The organism is Brevibacillus gelatini (assembly GCF_003710935.1).
Classification (GTDB): Bacteria; Bacillota; Bacilli; order Brevibacillales; family Brevibacillaceae; genus Brevibacillus; species Brevibacillus gelatini.
Map to the genome: position 1 here is coordinate 130,098 of NZ_RHHS01000040.1, position 7,576 is coordinate 137,673.

Consider the following 7,576-nt stretch of genomic DNA (forward strand, 5'->3'; position numbering starts at 1 on the left):
CTGCGAGTTGCAGTGTGTTTTTTGTATGGAAAAGTTTCCCGTCCGGCGCTTTCGGCAATACTGGGAAAAAAGGGCGGGGAGGGAAACGCATGCAGCTTGATCGACGAATCAAACGACGGCATTTTCTCGTACTGATGGCAATGACACTGCTCTGGCTGGTGCTGATCGCCCGTCTGTGGTGGATACAGCTCGGCGCGCCCCATCGGTTTTCCCGGCGCGGAATCGATCTGGTGAAAGCTTCGGTCAAGCAGCGGCAGCAAAGCTTCGTGCTGCACAGCGGCCGTGGAGATATTTTGGATCGCGGGGGCTATGCGTTTACAGGCGTAGAGCATCTCGCCCTGATCTTGTTTCCGCTTGCCCGCGGCAGCCTGGAAGGGACAGAAGGGCTTGCCAGACTGGCGGAAATTACAGGCCAGTCCAAAGAACGGTTGTCCGAGACGATGGAAACAGCAAAGGTCCCGCTGCTCTTGCGTAGTGAAACAGGCAAGCTGATCGAGCTTACCCAAAAGCAGGCAGACGAGATCAATGCGCTGGCGATTCCCGGTGTCGTGGCATTGGCGGTGACAGAGCGCTACCGGCCCGACGAAGTAGCCAAGCACCTGATCGGCTTCATTCACAAAAATCCAGAAATGGTGGAGTCCCTCTACCCGGACGAATGGGCGAGCGGCAAAATGAATGCGGAATCTACCGTCGGCGCGTCCGGACTGGAAAGAAGCTTTGACCGCTTTTTGCAAGGAGTGGAGCCGTCTGTCCTGTCCTACTACGTCGACGGCCAGGGCAAGCCGCTCCGGGGGCTGGACATCCGCTATACGAAGCCAAGCAATCAGTATTACCCGCTGTCGCTGTTGACCACGCTCGATTCGGACATTCAACGGAGATTGGAAGCGGCAGCCGATCAGGCAGGCCTGCGGGAAGGCAGCATCATCGTCCTGGATGCACAAAACGCCGATATGCTCGCGGCTGTCAGCCGTCCAGACTACGACCAGACGAATGTGAGCGGGCAGGCAGATGCGTGGAAAAACAGAGCGTTCAAGCAGTTGCCGCCAGGCTCCGTCTTCAAGACAGTGGTAGCCGCTGCCGCATTGGCAGAAGGCGTAATTTCCCCGACAGAGCGGTTTACATGTACGGGTGAGTATGGGAAGTACCATTTTTCCTGCTGGAAAAAGGAAGGGCACGGCAGCGTCACGATGGAGGAGGCTTACGCGGAGTCGTGCAACATCGCTTTTGCAGAAATAGCGAAAAGAGTCGGGGCCAAAAAGCTGGAGGAGTACGCCGCCAGATTGGGCTTGACCACGCAGGCAGGGCATGCGACTGCGCACCTGTTCAAGCTGGACGGGTTCAAACAGCTCGATGGCGAAGAGAGCGGTCGGGTGTTTGCGAAGGACGTGTCCTACGAGGACGAGGGCGTCTTGATCCAGAGCGCAATCGGCCAGCGCGATGTGCGGATTACGCCGTTGCAGGCGGCAAACATGATGGTGACGATCCTGCGCGGCGGTCAGCCCGCGCAGGTCCGTCTGGTCAAGGAAATTACCTATCGAAACGGTCAATCGTTTTACCAGTTTCCAGAGCAGAAACACGATGCAGCCGGAATCGACTATGTGACAGCGAGCAAGCTGCGGAAAATGATGCGCAAGGTCGTTACGGCTGGGACCGGCCAAATGCTGCTGGATGCTTCGTGGCAGGTAGCCGGGAAGAGCGGGACCGCCCAGACAGGGAGTACAGGCGATTCCAGAAACCACCTTTGGTTTGTCGGCTACGCTCCTTTGGAGGAGCCGCGCTATGCGATCTGTGTCGTATCAGAGAACCAGCCAAGCTGGGGGAAGAACCAGGCGATGGAGCTTTTTCGCCGAGTTGTCGATGAGCTTGCCGATTATACAGCTCGATCTTCCCAACTTCGCGCAGGGTATTCCCGAGAATAAATCCACGAGCTTGAAGCTGATTGCGCTTGCCAAGCCCGACAATCAGCATCAGCGGAGAGGAAGACATGTACATCGACTGTGATGCCTTTGTCCAGATGGTTCGTTTGTCCCCTTTGCTCGGGGACAATCGCTTGATCGTGTGGCTATGCCAATCGCCGATGTATTGCCACTGGCGTTTTCTGCTCAGCTTGCGGACGAGTCTTTTCAAATAATCATCATCGAAAAAGATCGAGTGCGGCTGATGAATCGCATTTGGCCCCGGGTCGCTGGCATACGTCACGACCCATTTTTCATTTCCGAGCGGATACCCCATCAGGACCCCTCCTGTTTCCAGCGAGGGTTTTTTTCGTACAGCCTGCTCGATCTGCTTCCATGCCTTTGGCGTGATGTACAGTGTTGTCATGAAATGCGTTCCCTCCTCCACATTACCGCCAGCATTCGTTCTATATCGTATGTGCGGCGAATGCAGAAGGTCCCGCTTGCGAAATTTTGACAAATTGTCGAAAAAAGGATTGTAACTCTCGTCCTTCCTTTCTATAATTTAGGAGAATACATGACTGGAAAGGGTGATTGTATGCCTACGGCACCCGTCAATCAAAAATTGATTGGACAAGTTCTGGCAGATGACATCTACTCTAGCAGCGGGGTTCTGCTGCTCGGTAAGAATACGACGATTACGTATGCACATGTGGATCTTCTCTGGAAACAGCGAGTGCGCGAGGTAACAATCGTGGATCCTTGGACAGAAGGAACGGGAGAGCAGGTTTCCCAGCAATTATTCCAGTTGGAAGCGGATGAGGAAACTGTCGCTTTTTACGTACAAGCCCTGGACGAGACACGGATGATTTTCGAACAGTTGCAGCAAGGCAAGGTGGCGAGTCTGGAGCATTTTTCGCGAATTTTCACAAATGTGCTCGAAAAATCGACAAAACAGTTGGGGCTGTTTCGCTCCCTGTACGTGCTGGAAGGAGCCGACAGCTATACCTATCGGCATTCCTTGAACGTAGGCATTCTCTGTTCGTTGATTGCCCGTCTGCTGAAATGGGACGAGCAGCAGGTGACGTTTATGGGAAACGCGGGCTTTTTGCATGACGTGGGCAAAATGCGCATTCCCAAGGAAATTTTGCTCAAGCCGGGCAAGCTGACGGAAGAAGAATTTGCCATTATGAAAAAGCACACGACCTACGGCTACGAAATGATTCGCAAGATGGAAGGCGGCACAGAAAAGCTGGCGCTCTGTGCGCTGCTTCACCACGAACGGCTGGACGGCTCCGGCTACCCTGAGCAGCGGAAAGGCGACGAAATCCCGCTGGAGTGCCAGGTTTTGGCGGTTGCCGACATATTTGACGCCATCTGTTCCGACCGGGTTTACAAGGGCAGGACTTCTCCCTTTGAGGCGGCGCAGCTTTTGTGGAAGGAAGCGTGCAACGGGCTGTTGAACATCGAGGTGGTCACTATTTTTGTGCGATACATCGCCTTGCTGTACGTCGGGGCGAAAGCGCGCCTGAGCAACGGAGATGAGGTAGAAGTGATCCTCATTCACCCGGATGAGCCGATGCGGCCATTGGTACGGCGCAGCGGGGAGTTTCTCGATTTGCGATACGAGCGCAAGCTGACCATTGAAAAAATGATCGGGTAGGCGCGGACAGACCGTTCTCTTCATGAGAGCGGTTTTTTTTTGTTGCTAATTTGTGACAGCTGTGAGGATAGCTCGACCTTGGGTGCAAAGTGTGCCACAATGAGACTGATGTTGGCTCTGGCCAGCAAAAAAACGTGTCGCTTTCTAAGCCGTCTTTTTCGGAGACGGCGCATGGGCACGCACACGCAAGGAGAGAGAACCATGATACGTAAAGCGGAACCGAAAGATGCAGCATTTGCGGCACCGCTGATTTATCAGGCGATCGGTGATATTGCCCATACCTTGACGGGAGCGGCTGCGGCTGGCGAGGCGATTTCGCTGATGGCACAGTTTTTCGCGCAGAAACGAAATCGGCTCAGCTACGAAAATGCGGTCATCGCCATGGAAGGAGACGAGCCTGTGGGACTTGCCCTTTTTTATCATGGCAGCCAGACTGAGGTGCTGGATCGGCCGTTTGTCGAGTTTGTGAAAGAGCGGACGGGGATTGCTCCCACGCTGGTCAAGGAAGCGCGCGACGATGAATTTTACCTCGATTCGGTAGCGGTACGCTCCGACAAACGGGGAAAAGGGATCGGCAAAAAGCTGCTGGCAGCGTTCGAGCAGGAAGCCATCCAGCGCGGTCATGACTGTATCGCCCTTTTGGTGGACAAGGAAAATCCCCGCGCGTACCAGCTCTACGAGGCATTGGGCTATCGTCAGGACGGAACGGTTATGGTGAGCGGGCATCAATTCCGCCATATGGTGAAAAGGGTTTTGGTGTCGGCATAAATCGAATCGGTGCAAGGGCGTCCGGCTGAGTGCGGGCGCTTTTTCTATTGGAAAAAAGCGCGGGGAGCAGGAGGTTGACGCATGGACGAAGACAGTGCCCGGATTTTCTTTTGTGGCAAAGACGGCGCATTTCGGCTGGCTGCGTTTTTTTGACAAGGCGCACAAAGATATGGTGTGGGCTGGTTTGAACCCGAGAAAATATACGTCCTCCCAAAAGATGTTTGTCCGTTTCAGGCATGCAGGTTCGCTCATTTGATAAGTATTGTAAGGTTTTTTCCTTACGTACTTTACATGGAGGAGTTGGTCTACATGCCAATCATCAAGCCATTTATGACGTCTCTGCGCTTCACCGCGACGATGGGTGCCGGAACAGGTACAGGTGCTACTTTTGCCATTGCCGCAACCGAGTTCACTACAGATACGGGTGATGCAGCTACCGCATTCCCCAGCACGTTTGCCTACTACAACCTCTACGTCAACGGTGTTCTGCAGCCAGGAAACGCGTCCACCATCACCACAACTGCCATCACGATTCCGGATGGCGATGCTGAGAATGCGGGGACGCCTGTTCTGGTTGAATTCGTCATCAACTAAAACAAGAGATTCATTGAAAGCGGAAAGCCCCAGGCGATTGTACATGCCTGGGGTACTCCCATTCGGTCACAAGTCTTCTGGCATTGCTGGGAGAAATGGCGCACTCTCTTTTTCGTCCGTTCTCGTTGGACAAAAAACTTGGCCGAGTTGCGCAGGGAAAGCGATGGAGATGAATCGGCAGCCGCCAGAACGTGCCCGCATCTTTCGTGGAGGGAGGGAAAAGTTTTGCAGCAACGAAACATCCTGTCAAGCACCGTCAATCGGATACACTCCCTGAATGTGCGCTATCAGCTCATGCCTTTGGGTTGTCCGGACATTTATCCGGGACAGCCGTGTCCTACCTGTCCCCCTTGTCCGCCGTGTCCGTGCACGCCCGGACTGCTGACCACCGCGATCTATCAATACACGACGTTTTCCGATGGGCAAAAAAATATGTACACCGATGCAGATGCCGTGCCACAGCTCAGCACCTCAGGAATACTCGGACAGCAGTCGGTGTCAATCGTCAATTTGTTCATCAACGGGCTTTTGCAGCCGCCCAACAGCTATGTCGTGCAAAACGGGTTACTCGTACTGAGCGAGGTACCCGCCCAAGGCGTTCCGATTATTTTGCAGTTTATCCAGATCGTCACTTCCTGAACTGCCAATGGCAAGCCCGCGAGGATGCAGACGCCGATTTTCCGTTGGTACTTGCACATCTGGGTATTCGCCCACATAAGCATAAAAGTAAGCTATCCAGACGTGGAGGTGGCAGCCATGTCCAGCATCATCGCGGCGCTTTCCCTTGTGTTCAAGGAACTTCTCATGTTTGTCGCTTATGTCAAGAACAACGCGTTCCCCCAGCCTCTTCAGGATACGGAAGAAGAAAAGTACCTCCGCCTCATGGCAAAAGGCGACCCGTACGCCCGCAACAAGCTGATTGAGCACAATTTGCGGCTGGTGGCGCACATTGTGAAGAAATTTGAAAACACGGGTGAAGACAGTGAAGACCTGATCTCTATCGGCACGATCGGACTTATCAAGGCGATCGAGAGCTACCAGGTGGAAAAGGGAACGAAGCTGGCTACGTACGCGGCCCGTTGTATCGAAAACGAGATTCTTATGCATTTGCGCAGTCTGAAAAAAACGAAGAAGGATGTTTCTCTGCACGATCCTATCGGTACGGACAAGGAAGGGAACGAAATTACGCTTATCGATGTGCTCGGTACCGAAACAGACGAAGTGGTGGACGCGGTCCAGCTCAAGCTGGAATCGAACAAAATTTATCAGCACATCCACATCCTCGATGATCGGGAAAAAGAAGTGATTATCGGCAGGTTTGGACTCGATCAGGACAAGGAAAAAACACAGCGGGAAATCGCCCGCGAGCTTGGCATTTCCCGTTCGTACGTTTCCCGCATCGAGAAGCGGGCGTTGATGAAGTTGTTTAATGAGTTTTATCGGACGAAGCAGACGCAGGGGAAATGAATCGGATAGAAACCGCTAGCGGGTTTCGGGCTAGTGGTTTTTTCTCCTGTAAATATGGCTGAGTTGGAGTGAAATGTACTGTCGTATCCGGCAATGTTGCGTAGCAAGTGCGACAAATGCTTGCTACTATATGAAAACGTTAGGAGTGCCTTCGGGTACTCCTTTTGCTCTGCTCCCAGAACGAAAAAAATCGTAGCATCGTTTGAGCGGGACAAGCATCCGGTCGGCCAAATGGCGTTGACAGTTTGATAGGTATCAATTAAATGAAATCACTTGAAGAATAGTAAGTGATAGCCTTACCCTTTCGTTTTGCATATTCAATTTCTTTTCTAGTACTTTCTCCAATGTATTTATTTACGTCAATAACAAAAATCTCATCAGCTAAATCGATTTTTTTATAGTGAATCAACTCAAATAGTGCCTCTTGCTCAGGCGTTATTTCGATCCCTTCACTTTGTTCAAAGAACCCTAAGCTAATAACAACATGCCCCTGGATAGTAAGTTTTGCATTTACCTCTTCAAATTGTTTTTTGAATTTGGTGGAACCACAAAGCGTAATTACTTTCATACTTCAGTTCCTTTCAAATCATTTTTATCTATAGTAATCGAGAATTGGAAATATTTCGAGAGTAAAAAAGAAAGCCACATATCGGGACTGAAGGAGTGGCAGTGGTTTCAACTGAGGATGTTTTGTCCAGCCTCAACGACCGCCAGTGCGAGTTTTACGTCCCGCGAACGGAGAAGGATTTTCGTTTGAAGACATAGACATCGCCCGCCTGCTCAAGAACACCAAGAGCAGCGTACAGACAGTTCTCACCCGTGCGTAGGCAAAAATTTCTGAGCGAGTTGCAAACAGTCTATTGTTCGTTCGTTGGATAGGTTGTTTATTTTTTGCGGTTGAAGGGAATGAGGAAAGGGGGAATTTTCCAAGTGTACAAGGAGTGAGTATGGAACCTATGGAACCGTTCGTTGACCTTATAGTTGGTGGCATCTTGAAGTTAATTTTATGGGTAGCGGTACCGTTGCTCGTGATGACATTGGCATTCGGTAAAATTTTGTTTCGGCTGCCCAAGCCACTGAGAGCGATCATTTATCTTGTTGCGGGATATGGTTGCTGGCACTAGCGTTGCATAAAAATCGCCAGGATTAATAAACTGATTTTTCTGAACTAAATTCCACTTCCAAATGG

Annotated in this window: 8 protein-coding genes and 1 pseudogene; 6 read left to right on the plus strand and 3 right to left on the minus strand. The window is 51.7% G+C overall.

What is annotated here, in order from left to right; genetic code table 11:
• Window positions 1-89: 89 nt before the first annotated feature.
• Window positions 90-1,919 carry a peptidoglycan D,D-transpeptidase FtsI family protein gene (locus EDM57_RS17515; protein WP_122905976.1) on the plus strand — a complete coding sequence of 610 codons (1,830 nt, stop codon included), beginning with the start codon at window positions 90-92 and terminating at the stop codon, window positions 1,917-1,919.
• Window positions 1,920-2,010: 91 nt separating this feature from the next.
• Here the strand turns inward: EDM57_RS17515 and EDM57_RS23775 are convergent.
• Window positions 2,011-2,322, minus strand: a pseudogene (locus tag EDM57_RS23775) (Mov34/MPN/PAD-1 family protein); the annotation flags it as partial.
• A 150-nt stretch (window positions 2,323-2,472) separates the two neighbouring features.
• Between EDM57_RS23775 and EDM57_RS17525 the strand changes: the two are divergent.
• The 5 genes from EDM57_RS17525 (at window position 2,473) to sigK (ending at window position 6,387) form a co-directional block, all read left to right on the plus strand.
• The gene (locus tag EDM57_RS17525; protein ID WP_246005838.1) at window positions 2,473-3,558 is read left to right on the plus strand and encodes an HD-GYP domain-containing protein; all 1,086 of its coding nucleotides are present in this window, start codon (window positions 2,473-2,475) and stop codon (window positions 3,556-3,558) included.
• A 201-nt stretch (window positions 3,559-3,759) separates the two neighbouring features.
• A complete protein-coding gene (locus tag EDM57_RS17530) occupies window positions 3,760-4,326 on the plus strand; it encodes a GNAT family N-acetyltransferase (RefSeq protein WP_122905978.1) in 567 nt (188 codons plus the stop codon).
• A gap of 309 nt (window positions 4,327-4,635) precedes the next feature.
• Window positions 4,636-4,920 (plus strand): DUF4183 domain-containing protein, encoded by a 285-nt coding sequence (locus EDM57_RS17535; protein ID WP_122905979.1) that lies wholly within the window; start codon window positions 4,636-4,638, stop codon window positions 4,918-4,920.
• A 225-nt stretch (window positions 4,921-5,145) separates the two neighbouring features.
• Window positions 5,146-5,559, plus strand: a complete 414-nt coding sequence (locus EDM57_RS17540; protein ID WP_122905980.1) for a DUF4183 domain-containing protein — start codon at window positions 5,146-5,148, stop codon at window positions 5,557-5,559.
• 117 nt (window positions 5,560-5,676) lie between these two features.
• On the plus strand, window positions 5,677-6,387 hold the full coding sequence (gene sigK, locus EDM57_RS17545) for an RNA polymerase sporulation sigma factor SigK (RefSeq protein ID WP_122905981.1): 711 nt from the start codon (window positions 5,677-5,679) through the stop codon (window positions 6,385-6,387).
• A gap of 259 nt (window positions 6,388-6,646) precedes the next feature.
• On the opposite strand, the gene EDM57_RS17550 is transcribed toward sigK, so the two are convergent.
• Window positions 6,647-6,955 (minus strand): DUF4406 domain-containing protein, encoded by a 309-nt coding sequence (locus EDM57_RS17550; RefSeq protein ID WP_122905982.1) that lies wholly within the window; start codon window positions 6,953-6,955, stop codon window positions 6,647-6,649.
• A gap of 436 nt (window positions 6,956-7,391) precedes the next feature.
• Window positions 7,392-7,576 (minus strand): hypothetical protein (locus EDM57_RS23580; RefSeq protein WP_211338262.1); only part of this gene is annotated, 185 nt, incomplete at its 5' end.

Excerpts from the sequence above, each read along its gene's own strand:
- EDM57_RS17515 (WP_122905976.1), top strand. The coding sequence starts at position 90 with ATGCAGCTTGATCGACGAATCAAACGACGGCATTTTCTCGTACTGATG.
- EDM57_RS17525 (WP_246005838.1), top strand. The coding sequence starts at position 2,473 with ATGACTGGAAAGGGTGATTGTATGCCTACGGCACCCGTCAATCAAAAA.
- EDM57_RS17530 (WP_122905978.1), top strand. The coding sequence starts at position 3,760 with ATGATACGTAAAGCGGAACCGAAAGATGCAGCATTTGCGGCACCGCTG.
- EDM57_RS17535 (WP_122905979.1), top strand. The coding sequence starts at position 4,636 with ATGCCAATCATCAAGCCATTTATGACGTCTCTGCGCTTCACCGCGACG.
- sigK (WP_122905981.1), top strand. The coding sequence starts at position 5,677 with ATGTCCAGCATCATCGCGGCGCTTTCCCTTGTGTTCAAGGAACTTCTC.
- EDM57_RS17550 (WP_122905982.1), bottom strand. The coding sequence starts at position 6,955 with ATGAAAGTAATTACGCTTTGTGGTTCCACCAAATTCAAAAAACAATTT.